This is a genomic window from Lachnotalea sp. AF33-28, assembly GCF_003477885.1.
Classification (GTDB): Bacteria; Bacillota; Clostridia; order Lachnospirales; family Lachnospiraceae; genus AF33-28.
Map to the genome: position 1 here is coordinate 386,441 of NZ_QUEE01000002.1, position 13,538 is coordinate 399,978.

Annotated in this window: 15 protein-coding genes; 12 read left to right on the forward strand and 3 right to left on the reverse strand. The window is 51.1% G+C overall.

The genetic code is table 11. The features are described 5' to 3' along the window. Nucleotides 1–35 precede the first annotated feature (35 nt). From DWZ56_RS04140 to DWZ56_RS04160, 5 genes are all read left to right on the forward strand, one after another. Nucleotides 36–2,459 carry a glycyl radical protein gene (locus DWZ56_RS04140; protein ID WP_118555118.1) on the forward strand — a complete coding sequence of 808 codons (2,424 nt, stop codon included), beginning with the start codon at nucleotides 36–38 and terminating at the stop codon, nucleotides 2,457–2,459. Between the two features lie 38 nt (nucleotides 2,460–2,497). After that, a complete protein-coding gene (locus DWZ56_RS04145; protein WP_118555119.1) occupies nucleotides 2,498–3,412 on the forward strand; it encodes a glycyl-radical enzyme activating protein in 915 nt (304 codons plus the stop codon). A 22-nt stretch (nucleotides 3,413–3,434) separates the two neighbouring features. Further along, a complete protein-coding gene (locus DWZ56_RS04150; RefSeq protein ID WP_118555120.1) occupies nucleotides 3,435–4,193 on the forward strand; it encodes a DeoR/GlpR family DNA-binding transcription regulator in 759 nt (252 codons plus the stop codon). Between the two features lie 172 nt (nucleotides 4,194–4,365). Next, nucleotides 4,366–4,569, forward strand: coding sequence for a hypothetical protein (locus DWZ56_RS04155; RefSeq protein WP_118555121.1), 204 nt, complete (start codon nucleotides 4,366–4,368; stop codon nucleotides 4,567–4,569). Nucleotides 4,570–4,599: 30 nt separating this feature from the next. Further along, nucleotides 4,600–5,436, forward strand: coding sequence for a zinc finger domain-containing protein (locus tag DWZ56_RS04160; protein ID WP_118555122.1), 837 nt, complete (start codon nucleotides 4,600–4,602; stop codon nucleotides 5,434–5,436). Between the two features lie 112 nt (nucleotides 5,437–5,548). Here the strand turns inward: DWZ56_RS04160 and DWZ56_RS04165 are convergent, their stop codons facing one another. Both DWZ56_RS04165 and DWZ56_RS04170 read right to left on the reverse strand, forming a co-directional pair. Beyond that, the gene (locus tag DWZ56_RS04165; protein ID WP_118555123.1) at nucleotides 5,549–5,800 is read right to left on the reverse strand and encodes a hypothetical protein; all 252 of its coding nucleotides are present in this window, start codon (nucleotides 5,798–5,800) and stop codon (nucleotides 5,549–5,551) included. Between the two features lie 62 nt (nucleotides 5,801–5,862). Further along, entirely contained in the window at nucleotides 5,863–6,336 is a 474-nt protein-coding gene (locus DWZ56_RS04170) for a hypothetical protein (RefSeq protein WP_118555124.1), read from the reverse strand. 364 nt (nucleotides 6,337–6,700) lie between these two features. Here DWZ56_RS04170 and DWZ56_RS04175 point away from each other — a divergent pair, with 364 nt between their 5' ends. Then, on the forward strand, nucleotides 6,701–7,687 hold the full coding sequence (locus DWZ56_RS04175) for a glycoside hydrolase family 43 protein (protein ID WP_118555125.1): 987 nt from the start codon (nucleotides 6,701–6,703) through the stop codon (nucleotides 7,685–7,687). Nucleotides 7,688–7,756: 69 nt separating this feature from the next. On the opposite strand, the gene DWZ56_RS04180 is transcribed toward DWZ56_RS04175, so the two are convergent. Further along, nucleotides 7,757–7,990, reverse strand: a complete 234-nt coding sequence (locus tag DWZ56_RS04180) for a chorion class high-cysteine HCB protein 13 (RefSeq protein WP_118555126.1) — start codon at nucleotides 7,988–7,990, stop codon at nucleotides 7,757–7,759. Nucleotides 7,991–8,087: 97 nt separating this feature from the next. Here DWZ56_RS04180 and DWZ56_RS04185 point away from each other — a divergent pair, with 97 nt between their 5' ends. The 6 genes from DWZ56_RS04185 to DWZ56_RS04205 all read left to right on the forward strand — a co-directional run bounded on the left by DWZ56_RS04185 (nucleotide 8,088) and on the right by DWZ56_RS04205 (nucleotide 13,437). Next, on the forward strand, nucleotides 8,088–8,675 hold the full coding sequence (locus DWZ56_RS04185; protein ID WP_118555127.1) for an SOS response-associated peptidase: 588 nt from the start codon (nucleotides 8,088–8,090) through the stop codon (nucleotides 8,673–8,675). Nucleotides 8,676–8,768: 93 nt separating this feature from the next. After that, nucleotides 8,769–10,040, forward strand: a complete 1,272-nt coding sequence (locus tag DWZ56_RS04190) for a DNA polymerase Y family protein (RefSeq protein ID WP_118555128.1) — start codon at nucleotides 8,769–8,771, stop codon at nucleotides 10,038–10,040. 5 nt (nucleotides 10,041–10,045) lie between these two features. Then, complete coding sequence (locus tag DWZ56_RS04195) at nucleotides 10,046–10,309, forward strand: hypothetical protein (protein ID WP_118555129.1); 264 nt, start codon at nucleotides 10,046–10,048, stop codon at nucleotides 10,307–10,309. A gap of 33 nt (nucleotides 10,310–10,342) precedes the next feature. Beyond that, on the forward strand, nucleotides 10,343–10,465 hold the full coding sequence (locus tag DWZ56_RS23290) for a hypothetical protein (RefSeq protein ID WP_279220273.1): 123 nt from the start codon (nucleotides 10,343–10,345) through the stop codon (nucleotides 10,463–10,465). Continuing rightward, nucleotides 10,465–11,337 carry an SPL family radical SAM protein gene (locus tag DWZ56_RS04200; RefSeq protein WP_176927888.1) on the forward strand — a complete coding sequence of 291 codons (873 nt, stop codon included), beginning with the start codon at nucleotides 10,465–10,467 and terminating at the stop codon, nucleotides 11,335–11,337. The genes DWZ56_RS23290 and DWZ56_RS04200 overlap by 1 nt, the downstream gene beginning before the upstream one ends. Before the next feature lie 315 nt (nucleotides 11,338–11,652). Continuing rightward, entirely contained in the window at nucleotides 11,653–13,437 is a 1,785-nt protein-coding gene (locus DWZ56_RS04205) for a carbohydrate binding domain-containing protein (protein ID WP_118555130.1), read from the forward strand. Nucleotides 13,438–13,538 lie beyond the last annotated feature (101 nt).

The window sequence follows — 13,538 nt, forward strand, 5'->3', positions numbered from 1 at the left end:
CTGGCTGGTGACAATATAATTAGGAGGAGAAATTTATGGTAGAATTTTTAAGCTTTCAGCCGCAGAATCAGGACTGCGATTTTGAACGGATAGAACGCCTGCAGGACAGGATGAACCGCCGCACGGCGACCATCTGCCCGGAACGGGCCTGTATCATCACCGAATCTTATAAACGCACGGAGGGCGAGCCCATCGTGATCCGCAGGGCTAAGGCCTTTGACGATATTCTGTCCAATATGACCATTTACATCGAGGACGATACGCTGATTATCGGAAATCAGGCCAGCCGAAATTTCGCCGCGCCGATTTTCCCGGAATATTCCTTTCAATGGGTGATTGAGGAGCTGGATGAGTTTGAACATCGTTCCGGCGATTCCTTTCAGATAACAGAAGATACAAAGGAGAAACTGAAAGGGCTTCAGGACTGCTGGAAGGGAATCACCCATCAGGACGAGGTGCTTAGAAATCTGCCGAAGATCAATCTGCAGGCGGAGGCTCAGGGCGTCCTGCACCGGGGCGGCATCAGCATGTCGGGAGACGGCCATATCATACCCAACCATGAATTTGTGCTGGAAACAGGATACGGCGGTATGGCGAAGATCGCTGAAGAAAAGCTGAAACAGGAAGGGCTTACCAAGGAACAGAAGGATTTTTACCAGGCGGCTGTGATCGCGATGAATGCTGCTTTGAAGTATATCCGGCGTTTCAGCATTCTGGCCGCGCAGAAAGCGGAAACGGAGAAGGATCCGAAGCGGAAGGCGGAGCTGGAAGAACTTGGCCGGATGTTTGCTCATCTGATGGAAGGGGGAGCGCGCAGCTTCCATGAGGCGGTGGAGACCGTGTATCTGACGCATCTGCTGATGATGATCGAGAGCAACGGGCATTCCTTCTCTTTCGGCCGATTTGACCAGTATATTTACCCTTATTATAAAGCCGATCTGGATGCGGGCGTAATCACAAAGGAGAAGGCGCTGGAAATCATCACCGATTTCTTCATCATGACCAACAGCCTGAATAAAGTGCGGCCCTGGGACCATACACAGTACAGCGGCGGCTACCCGCTGTATTCCAACCTGATGGTGGGGGGCATGCGCCCCGACGGCAGCGAAGGAACCAACGATATTTCTTATCTGTGCCTGGAAGCGATGAACCAGTCCAGACTGCCGGAACCGAACCTGAGCGTGCGGTTCTGTGAGGCGACGCCTCATTCCCTGATAAAGGATGCGGCGAAATTGATCCGCAAGGGATTCGGTATGCCTTCCGTCTTCTGTGACGAGGTGGTGATACCGGCCATGATGACATTGGGGCTTGACATCGGGGTGGCCAGGGATTACGCTTCTATGGGATGCGTGGAAACGGCGATTCCGGGCAGATGGGGACACCGCGCCACGGGCATGACCTATATCAACTTCGGAAAGATCATGGAGCTGATTATGAATAACGGCATGGACCCGGCCACCGGCATTCAGCTCTTTACCGTCACCGGTAAAGAAGGGCGGGATGTGGACTATCAGTCCTATGAAGAGCTCTGGGACGCCTGGGAAAAGGCGCTGAAGTTTTATTTTGAGCTGGCTATTGACTGTGACATGGTCTGTGACCGTTCGCTGAAGTATCACGATTCGGACGCGTTTGCTTCCTGCACCATCAATTACAGCCTGGAAAGAGGAAAAACATTAAAGAACGGCGGTTCTGAATACGACTTTATCAGCCAGTCCAACATCGGCCCTTCCGTGGTAGGAGACTCCCTGGCGGCGGTCAAGAAGCTGGTATTTGACGATCACGTGCTGACGCTTAAGGAGCTGCGTCAGGCCATGGATGCCAATTTTGAAGGGCCGGAGGGCGCCAGGATACGCAAGCTGTGCCGGAAAGCGCCGAAATTTGGAAATGATGAGGACTATGTGGACCGGATTGTGGCGGATGTCTATGAATCCTATTTGCAGCTGCTGCCCAACTATCATACGGACCGCTATGGCTGCGGGCCCAAGGGATGCCGCTATACCATGTCCACCTCCAATATCACCTCCTATGTGCCCAACGGATTTGATGTGGGAGCCACGCCGGATGGGCGGCTGGCGGGAAAGCCTTTGAATGAGGGCGCTTCTCCCTGCCTGGGAGCGGACAGAAACGGCCCCACCGCGGTGATCCATTCCATATCCAAGCTGCCCAATAAGAAGATTGCAGGCGGCCAGCTGCTGAATATGCGGTTTTCACCGGGAGCGCTGGCAGGGGAGGAAAATCTGGAGAAATTTACGGCGTTTATTGAGTCCGCCAGATTTTATAATGTGTTTCATAACCAGTTCAATATTGTGGACAGCGCCACGCTTAAGGATGCCAAGGAGCATCCGGAGGATCACGTGGATCTGATGGTGCGTGTGGCCGGTTACTGTGCCCTGTTTTCCACCCTGATGCCGGAGGCGCAGGATGCCATCATCGCAAGAACAGAGCATGACTGGCAATAGAGGAGAGCAATGAAATAAAAAGATAAGGAGCGTTGGACGTGTCAGCGTTAACAGGACTTTTATCCAATATACAGATGTATTCCACCAAGGACGGACCGGGAATCCGCACCACCGCCTTCTTTACAGGCTGCAATCTGCGGTGCCTGTGGTGCTCCAATCCGGAGGCGATGTATCCCGGCAGGAAAATCATGTATTATGCTTCCCGCTGTCATAGATGCGGCGCCTGCGTGGCCCATGGGGCGGACGGGTCCGTTATATTTGGGGATGAGGGCTGTATCATCGACCGTGAGAAATGCACAAACCTCTTCGAAATGCCGGATATCTGTTATTATGACGCCTATGAGGAAAAAGGCATGGAGATGACCGTTTTGCAGCTGTACGGGAAGCTGGTCCGTGACCGTGCGTTTTATGAAAACTCCGGGGGCGGGGTTACCTTCTCCGGAGGGGAGTGCCTGCTGCAGAGGGAGTTTCTGTATGAGGTTATGAAGCTGCTTAAGCAGGATCATATCCATATGGCGCTGGATACGGCCGGGCTGTGGGATTTTGAGGCTGTGTATCCGGCACTTGAACTGGCGGATCTGATCCTGTATGATATCAAGGCCTGGGACCGTAAGGTGCATAAACAATGCACCGGTACAGATAATCAGATAATCCTCGATAACGCAAAGAAGCTGGCGGATATGGGAAAAGAGATGATCGTGCGCATGGTCATTGTGCCCGGCTTGAATGACGGCCGCGCGGATATCGAGAGGCGGCTGGAGTTTGTGAAATCGCTGGGCAGCTGCGTCCGTCAGGTGGATATTCTGCGGTATCATAAGCTGGGACTTGGTAAGTACAAGGCGCTGGGCCTTCCGTACCCACTGGAAGAAGTGCCGGAATGCCCGGAAGAGGCTGCAAAAGATGCGGTTAGGCTGGCCGGCCGGATGGGCCTTAAGGCCACCGTCGGAGGATGAGAGAAAAGGAGGGGCTGCGCCCATGAATGCTACGGAACGAAGAGCGGAAATCTTCAATTTACTGCAGAAAGACGGTTCGGCGGATCTAAATGAGCTCGCAGAGAAGCTTGCAGTTTCTTCCATGACTGTGCGGCGTGATCTGCAGATCTTTGAGCATCAGGGCCTGGTTACCATTGATTACGGAAGGGCTTATTTGGACCGGAATGTCTCCCATGAACCGAGCTTCACGGTGAAAGCCGGCCATATGGTGAATGAAAAGCTGCGGATCGGAAAGGCGGCAGCCGACATGGTGGAGGATGGAGATACGATCCTCATCGACTGCGGCACCACCACCCTGCAGATGTTAAAATATCTGGCAGGAAAACGGGTGACGGTGATCACCAATTCCTGGCCTGCGATTCATCACGTGTCCGGTAATCCCCGGCTCCGTCTGGTGCTGCTTCCGGGTGAATACAATGAAATTTCAGCAGGTGTCTTCGGGGATATGACTGTGGAATATCTGAAGATGATCCATGCCGACCGGGTATTTATCGGCACCCACGGCTGCACGGCCGCCGAAGGCGCTACGGTGCCGGAAACATGGGACGCGGCGGTGAAGCGGGCTTTATTTTCGGCTGCCAGAAAGCGTTTCCTGCTGGCCGATGCCACGAAGTTTGGCATTGTAAACCTGATGAGCCATGCCATGCTTTCGGATTTTGACTGCGTGATTACGGACAGCAGCATGGAGGAAGAGGCCAGAGAAGAAATGAAAAAGAACTGCCGGCAGATGATCTTTGCTTAAATATGGTTGCTATTCACAGCTGCCGTAAACTTCCCGCGTATGACAGACCAGAGTATGGTCTGTCATACGCTGCTTTATCGGCAACCGTGAATAATAACTAAATATGACACTCTTATGTCATATTAGATGTGGTATTGTATAAATATTAAATCCACAGACAGCGGAGGAAATCATGAATACCTGGATAACGCGATGGGCAGATTTACGAAGAAAAGAGCTGATATCCTATCCTGAAAGTTTTCCGATACATGGGACATATACCGCCCTGTATCCTAAGGAGGATTTAAAGAGCGGTTGCTGCAGCCCTAATTTTCAGGCGGTTCCTGGGCCCGGGGACTATATGTGCTATATCCGTGCGGCCGAACTTGCAGATTGAAATACAAACGGGGGACAGGAGGAAGAGAGAATGATTGAATTACCGGAGAGCCATGCGCTTGCGGCCTGTATGAATGAAGCGGTGAGAGGAAAAGTGATTGAAGAGGTTACAGCCGGTCTGACACCTCACAGATTCGCCTTCTTTTATGGCAATAAGGAAGATTATCCGGCCCTGCTGGAAGGAAAGACAATCGGGGAAAGCCGCGCCTGGGGGGGATATCTGGAAACCGATGCAGGAGATGCGGTGATCCGTTTTAATGACGGGGTGAATGTGCGCTATTATGAGGCGGGTGCGAAACTGCCCGCTAAGCATCAGATGTATATCGGATTTGAGGACGGCTCCTGTATCGTCTGTACCATCCAGATGTATGGGGGAATCAGTGTTTCAAGAGCGGGAGAGGATCAGAATCCGTATTACCTGACGGCCAGAAGAAAGCCCTCTCCCCTGACCGATGCGTTTGATGAAGCCTATTTCCTCCGGATGTATGAGGAAGCGAAAAATAAAAAGAAGAATATGAGCGCGAAGGCTTTTCTGGCTACGGAGCAGAGGATTCCGGGACTTGGCAACGGCGTGCTGCAGGATATCCTGTTTGAGGCGGGGCTGCATCCGAAGGCCAGGCTGGAAAATCTTACGGATGAGGATCTGGATTCCCTTTACCGCAGTATAAAGCGGGTCCTTCTTAGGATGACGCAGCAGGGAGGCCGGGATACGGAAAAGACGCTGTTCGGGCAATACGGCGGCTATATGACGATCCTTAGCAAAAAAACGCTGGAAGAGCCCTGCCCTGTCTGCGGCGGCATGATCAGCAGGCAGGCATATCTGGGCGGAAATGTCTATTTCTGCCCCAGATGCCAGGAAATGAAATAAGAAAAACTGTGCCGGAAGCGGCAGAAAGACATAAATGATGAAACAAAAAATGAACATCCCGGAGCGCTGGTGTGCGCCGTAGATGTTCATTTTTTCGCTATGCTGCGGCAGTTTATGAGCTACTGCTGTTTTTTGCCAGCATGGAAGACATTTTACGTATCATTTCAATTTTTGCCTGATCCTCTGGCTTCATATTTTTTTTCAGCTGGTTTACAATCAGTTCCGTCTCATCATCCGAAAAGGTAATTCCCTTTTGATTTGCTCTGGAAGTTACGGAGAGCAGAAACGGAATCATGGAATTGGAATTCTGTGTGTTTGCCTCTTTCACCAGGTCCAGTAAAAACGACATTTTTTGTGCATCCATAATCAAACCTCCCTCTTTGTGAACGCTGCCTTCAGCAGCTTTCATCCCATATGCGGTGAACCTCACTTCATGGTGTCGAACAGCGTGCTGTAGGTGTCAAATGTGGACTGCTGTTCCGGCGTGAGCATTCCTTTGAGCAGATCCATCGGTGAAAAAGCGCCGCCGGCCGAAGCGGTATTTTGTCCGTCCCCCGAATCCGGAGAGGATGCCGCATACTGGCGGTAGAGAGCGGAAACCTGCATGAAGTTTTCAATCATTTCCAGCATTTCTTTTTCAGATTGGTTACAGTGTACCTTTAATGCGTTTAACATGTCGGCTGTGGTGGCATTTTCATTTACCGAACAGATTCCCAGAGCGTCTTTGTTGGAATCAAACAGCCGCATGGTGGTCATCAGCTCATTAAATTTAATATAGACAGAGATAAAGCGCTGTTCACTATATGGTATGTAAGGAATGGCCGCTTTGATCAGCTGCATTTTGTGGTCAGCGATTAAAGTGTCAAATTCCGTTAATTTTGGAGTATCATCCTGTTCCATGGGCAAAGCCTCCTGGCATCTGCATGCTTTAGTTCTATTTATTTTATGCGGAGAGCCTTTTTGGTATGACAGCATATTATAAATAGAGATGGCAGTTTTGCCATAGGATAGGAGTGAATGAAATGGAAGGTCGTTTGGTTGTGGACGGCAACGCTGTTTATGAGATAGATGAAGAATGTCTTAAGAAAAAACAGGAGGAAAAAGAAGGAAAAAAGAACGATAAGGGGGAAAAGGGAAAGTAAAAGCCGCATAAAGGCAGGGACTGCTGCAGTTTTACTGTGACTGTCCCTTCCTTTTGGTTGCATATTAAATGCAGATCTTCTATACTTAAGCTAAGTGTTTATGAACATCGAGGAGGGAGAAAATGAAGTATACATTTCACGTCAGAGAGATTAATATCAGTGATCCTTTTATACTGGCCGATCCGGTCAGCCGGAAGTACTATACTTATGCCGCAGTTTTTAACAGGGACCGCTATCCCGACCTGAAATTTCCGGGCTGTTTTTATGCGCTGGAGAGTGAGGATCTGATTCACTGGAGCGATCCAAAGAAGGTGTTTGACAGCGATGAGACCGATTTTTGGGCCAAGCTGGATTATTGGGCTCCCGAATGCCATATCTGGAGAGAAAAATATGTCCTGATTTCCTCTTTCCGCGCGCCTGGCAGCTATCGGGCCTGTCAGTGCCTGGTCAGCGATTCTCCGCTGGGCCCCTTTGTCCCTGTGAAAAAGGAACCGGTGACACCGAAGGGATGGCATTGTCTCGACGGAACACTGTATGCGGACAGGCAGGGCAGACCGTGGATGGTATTCTGCCATGAGTGGCTGCAGGTGGGAGACGGGCAGATTGCGGCGATTCCGCTGTCGGAGGATCTGGGAAGTGCCGTCGGAGATCCGGTTATCCTGTTTCGGGCTTCCGATGCGCCCTGGAGGGGGAGCTTCGCACAGGGAGGCTTTGTGACCGACGGACCTTTCCTGCATCGGATGCAGGACGGTTCCCTGATCATGCTGTGGTCTACCTTTACAGCGAAAGGGTACGCCTGCGGGTACGCCAAGAGCCGCAGCAAAGATCTGTTCGGACCCTGGGAGCAGAGGCCAGAGCCGCTCTATTTCCATGACGGCGCCCATTCCATGCTTTTTCACACCTTTGAAGGAAGGCTCATGATGGCCCTGCACTGTCCGAATGACCATCCAAGAAAGAAAATGCTTTTGTTTGAGATGGAGGAGAGGAACGGGGAGCTGTACATCGTGAATGAAGTGACCGGGAACTGGTATGGGGATGCGGGCGGCAGCGCTGCCGGATATGTATATAAGGAGAAGTGCACGGAAGAAATTTACTTTTCTGGGAAATAGGATCAGGAGAAATTTGCAGGAAAATACGGAAGGGGCGGCACAATGGCCGCCCCCCAAATGATGCCGGTATTAGCAGCATCCGCCGCACATGCAGAGGATCAGGATCAGCCACAGACAATTGTTGTCGCCGAAGCCGCCTCCGCAGCCGCCGCCCAGTATTCCGTCGCCGCAGCCACAGCCGCCGCCGTTGTTGCCGCCGCAGCAGCACAGGATCAGTAACAGGAATAAAATATTGCAGCCACCGCCGCCGTTGCTGCATCCACCACAGTTTGTTCCGCAATTTGTTGCTGCTAAATCACTCATCTTTGAATTCCTCCGAAAATAATTTTGTTTACACTACATGTTATGTCGGAATGGAAAAAGGGTTACAATAGAAAAATAAAAATTATCAGGAGGGATTATGTGCGGAAGATACTTCATTGATGATGAGACTTCAAAGGAAATTAAAAAGATACTGCAGCAGATTGACAAAAAAAGTGCCAGCAGTGAATTCGGATGCAGGGATATCCGCCCTTCCGACCGGGCGCCTGTCCTGACGGCCAGAAAAGGAGCGGTTGACGCAGAGATGATTGAATGGGGATTTCCCGGATTTCAGAAAAAAGGGCTGATCATCAATGCGCGCTCCGAAACCGTTCTGGAAAAGCCGATGTTTCGTGACAGCGTTCTAAACAGGCGCTGTATCCTGCCTGCCAGCGGATATTATGAATGGAGCCGGGACAGGACCAAATACGCATTTCGTCCGAAAAATGCCGGGACGCTGTATATGGCGGGAATCTATAAGCTCTTTGACCAGGGGATGCGCTTTGTGATCCTGACCACAGCGCCGAATCCTTCTGTGCAGGATATCCATGACCGGATGCCTCTGGTGCTTAAAAGGGAGACGGCAGAAGCCTGGCTGCTTGATGACAGCAATGTGGAAGCGCTCTTAGCGGTCAGACCGGAGGAACTTGACCGGAGCTCGGACTATGAGCAGATGAGCTTATTTTAACAACCGCGCATGTTAGTATCTGCGCTGGATGATATTACCACTTTACTTTAGAACACACGTTTGCTATAGTGAGAATAGAAAGAAGGTGAACGTGTGTTTGATAAAATCATATTCCATATTGATGTAAATTCCGCCTTCCTTTCCTGGGAGGCTGTTTACCGCAGAGAGATACTGCATGTCAAAGAAGATCTTCGGGACATACCCTCCGCAGTGGGCGGGGATGTGAGGCTGCGGCATGGAATCATACTGGCCAAATCCCAGCCTGCTAAAAAGTATGGCGTTCAGACCGGGGAAACTCTGATTGAGGCCCGCCGAAAATGCCCTTCCCTGAAGCTGGTCCCTCCCCATTACCGGCTGTATGACCGCTGTTCGGCAGCGCTCATGGAAATCCTGCGGCGTTTTTCCCCGAACGTGGAACAGTATTCCATTGATGAGGCTTACTGTGATATGAGCGGTACTGCGGGGCTTTACGGTTTCCCCATGGTTGCCGCCCATCTGATAAAAGATACGGTCCGCCAGGAACTTGGGTTTACTGTTAATGTCGGTATTTCAAGCAATAAACTGCTGGCCAAGATGGCTTCGGATTTTCGCAAGCCGGATCAGGTTCATACGCTGTTTCCGGAAGAAATTCCACAAAAGATGTGGCCGCTGCCCGTGTCCGAGCTGTTTTTTGTAGGGCATGCCACAGCAAAGAAGCTGTTTGCGCTGGGCATACGCACGATCGGCGACCTGGCCCGCACGGATCAGGGCGTACTGCGCACGCATTTGAAAAAACAGGGAGAGCTCATCTATGCGTTTGCCAATGGGGTGGATGTATCACAGGTGGTTTCCGCGCCTCTGGCTAACAAGGGGTATGGGAACAGCATGACGACGCCTAAGGATGTGACAGACCTTTCAGAGGCCCGTCTGGTGCTTCTCGCGCTGTGTGAAACAATCGGCAGCAGGCTGCGAAAGGACGGCGCCTCCGTTGGAGTGGTATCCGTGAGCATCGTTTACAGCGATTTTACCGGGGGATCCCATCAGACTACGCTGCCGGAGGAGACGGATCTGACCGATGAACTGTGGGAGCATGCCGTCCGGCTGTTTGAGGAGCTGTGGGATGGCCGCGCGGCGCGCCATTTAGGCGTCCATACCGGCAAAGCCGTCTACGGCAAGGATACCCGCCAGATGAACCTTTTTACGGGAGAAAGGCCCCAGAAGCTGCAGAGGCTTGGCAGGACGCTGGATGAGCTGCGGGAAAAGTATGGGGAAGACTGCATTATGCGCGGTGTGTTCCTGAACGGACAGATCTGCCACATGTCCGGCGGAATCGGCCGTGAGAAGCAGACGGTGGATTATGAAAAAGAGTTGAAGAAAGTAAGGTGAGATAAATGAGGATTCCGGTGGATGTCATCGCCGCCTTTAATACGATCGGAAAGATAAAGCCCAGCTATATACGGCTGGAGGAAAATCATGAACTGTGTACCTGCAGGATTGAGCGTATCTGCTATACGAAGGAGGACCGGACAGCCGGAACCCGCCGGATGGAATTTGTCTGCATGGTGGAAAGAAAGGAATGCCTGCAGCAGATCCGGCTGTTTTATTATCTTGAATCCAATAAATGGATGATCGAAGAGGAGGAAGTATGCTGCTGAAATATGAAAACCTGACAATCAGAAGGGGACGCTATGGAATATGATCTGACTGTGAAGCAGGCGAGAATGCTGCTTTTACGCAAGCAGGGACTTCTGGGAGACTATCGTTTTGAAATGCGGCAGGATTGCAGAACTGTAGAATGGGAAGGATTGTGATGGAGTACATACCTGCAAGTACGATTGTTTCGAGAACGAAAAAGCCGGGAAACTGGTTTGGCATCGAGTACAACATGAACATTTATAAAGGTTGCTGCCACGGCTGCATTTACTGTGACAGCCGTTCTTCCTGTTATCGGATCGGGGAATTTGATGTAGTAAAGGCCAAACAGAACGCTCTGGAGATAATCCGGGATGAGTTAAGGCGTAAGAGCGCCGGCGTGATCGGTACGGGGGCGATGAGCGACCCTTATAATCCTTATGAGAAGGAACTGCTGCTGACCAGGCATGCGTTGGAGCTGGCGGATGCCTTTGGCTTTGGCATGGCCATCGCCACAAAGAGTACCCTGATCACACGTGATACCGATATCCTTTCGGATATCGCGGAGCATTCTCCTGTGCTGTGCCAGATTACCATAACAACATCCCGCGACGATCTGGCGGAGAAGATTGAGCCCGGGGTTCCTCCTTCATCCAAACGGTTTGAGGCGGTCCGGCGCCTTGCGGACGCGGGGATCTTTACGGGCATCCTGCTGATGCCGGTGCTGCCCTTTCTGGAGGATTCACCGGAGGATATCCGCGAACTGGTGCGGATGGCAGAGGAGAGCGGCGCAAGATTTATCTATCCCTATTTTGGAGTGACGCTGCGGCAGAACCAGCGGGATTGGTTCTTAGAAAAGCTGCAGGAAACGTTTCCCGGGCAGGGGCTGGCGGAGAAGTATCTGGAACGGTATGGCAGCCGCTATCGCTGCCAGAGTCCCAGAGCGCGGACGCTTTTTGGGATACTGCAGGAGGAATGTGAGAAGCGGGGGATTTTGTGGGATATGAAGGACATCACACATGCGTACAGGAAGAATTACCGCCTGATGTGATCAGAATAGTATTGTTACCTGACTATGTTAAGTAAATATCCCAGTTCCTCATCGGGTGATGGATTTGTGAAGTTGTAAGTCAGAGGCAGAAAACAAGGATGATGTGCGTAACATGCAGAAAAGCCGGCGGGATTTCCGTATAGACGGATTCTCTTCGGCTTTTTCTCTGCAGGAGAGGGAGAGACTGAACTAAAATAATGGGACATGATACAAAATTGAGGCATATTTTTATAAATGCAAATTTGATATAGTAAAAGCGGAATTGCATGGACGGCCGGATTGCTTAACCGGTCAATCAAATGAAGGAGGAAAAACATGAAGAAAAGGTGGATGAGTACCCTGACGGCAGTTACTGCAGCGCTGACTATCTGGGCAGGCAGCTTAAATGTCTGCCAGGCGGCAACCCCGGAGGAGCTGGGAACAAAGTATCCGAATCTGGACGGGGATAAGTGGAGCCTGTGCTGGAGCGATGAGTTTGACGGAACCGCGCTGGATACAGGCAAATGGAATTATACTGTCGGAGGCGGCGGATTTGGAAACAATGAGCAGCAATATTACACGTCTAATGCGGAAAATGTGCGGCTGGAAAACGGCATGCTGGTCATACAGGCGGTGCCGGGCAGCTACGGCGGAGAGAATTATACATCGGCAAAGTTAACGACTCTGGGGAAGGCTGACTGGACTTACGGGAAATTTGAGTTCCGGGCGAAGCTGCCCAAAGGCCAGGGGTTGTGGCCGGCGATTTGGATGCTGCCCTCGGATTCCGATGTATACGGCGGTGAGTGGCCCATCAGCGGTGAGATAGATATTATGGAGTATAAGGGAAGTGAACCGAATACGGCGCTCGGTACGCTGCATTACGGAAATCCATGGGTATATAATACCGGATACTACTATCTTAACGGCACAGAGTCTTTTGCCAATGACTTTCATACCTTTTCCATGGAATGGCTTCCCGGAGAATTCCGTTGGTATGTGGATGGCAACCTGTACCAGATTCAGAAGGATTGGTACAGCGTGGATACAGACGGAACTCAATACGCTTATCCGGCTCCATTTGACCGGGATTTTTATCTGATGCTGAATCTTGCGGTGGGCGGCTTTTTTCCGAGAGACCCGGACACATCAACATGGACCGCGGATACCTTTGAGATTGATTATGTCAGAGTATATGAGTATACAGGAAATTATGAAGAGGCGGCCGGACAGGGACAGATTCCCTTTGTGAATCTGCTGACGAATTCCGGGTTTGATAACGGGATGGACGGCTGGACTGCCTGGACAGAGAACGGTTCTGTATTCCAGGTGGAGGATGGGGCATTAAAAGCGGATATTTATACGACGCTTCCAAATACCTGGTCGACACAGCTGTATCAGAACGCTGAAATTGTGACCGGAACGGCATACCGCCTGGACTTTGATATGAAAGGAACAATGGAGCGCCCTGTGACGGTGGGTCTGGAAGGCGCCGGCAATGCGCCGCTTTTTGCGCGGACGGTTACGGCGGGGACGCAGTGGCAGCATTATTCCTTTGATTTTGTGCCGCTGTCCGGCTGCAGCAATGCAAAACTTCTTTTTTTCCTCGGAAATGTGGATGGCGCGGTGAACAGCGCGCACAGCCTTTATTTTGACAATATTACCTTGATGCCGGTGACAGAGGAAGAGCGGGTGGTAAACGGGGATTTTGACGGAAACCTGGACGGCTGGACGACCTGGACGGAAAACGGAAGTGTCTATAGCTATGACAGCACTTTGGGATGTTTTTCAGCCTATATGCCGACTGTTCTGCCCAACGCCTGGTCTTCACAGCTCTATCAGAACATAGATGCATCTGCGACGGGAACCTATACCATCTGTTTTGACATAAAAAGCAGCATTGCCCGGCAGATCACGGTGGCGCTTGAGAAAGAAGGGGTATCCCCTGCATTGAATCAGACGGTGAATGTGACAGATACATGGAGCACACAGAGATTTACATTTACGGGAGGCTCCGCCTTTAGCGGGGCGAAACTGGTGTTTATGTTGGGAAATGTTGGAGATACGGCAAATACGGCGCATACGGTACAGATCGATAATGTAAGCGTGGTAAAAAATCCTTAAACGCCGTGGCATGTGAAAATGGGAAACCGTAATACAACAGCCGTTTACCGGTAAAGTAGGGTATAACGAAACAGCGGGCAGCCGTTTTAAAGGCCGTCCGC